At 70.6% G+C, this 235-nt stretch carries 1 pseudogene; it reads left to right on the forward strand.

The features are described 5' to 3' along the window. A pseudogene (locus tag BN358_RS27050) lies at positions 1–235 on the forward strand (NADH-quinone oxidoreductase subunit N); the annotation flags it as partial.

Consider the following 235-nt stretch of genomic DNA (forward strand, 5'->3'; position numbering starts at 1 on the left):
AGTTCATTCGCCGCTTCCGCAGCGTCGGTACCCGGCAGCGCGGCCGAGACCGAGGCCAGCCTGGCCCGCCACGAGCACAGCGAGGTCTTTCCGCTGGCCCTGTTCTCGCTGACCGGCATGATGGTCTTCGTCGCGGCCACGACCTGCTGACCGCGTTCGTGGCGCTCGAGGTCATGTCGCTGCCGCTGTACCTGCTCTCCGGCATGGCGCGCCGCCGGCGGCTGCTCAGCCAGGG

The organism is Sedimentibacter sp. B4 (assembly GCF_000309315.1).
Classification (GTDB): Bacteria; Bacillota; Clostridia; order Tissierellales; family Sedimentibacteraceae; genus Sedimentibacter; species Sedimentibacter saalensis.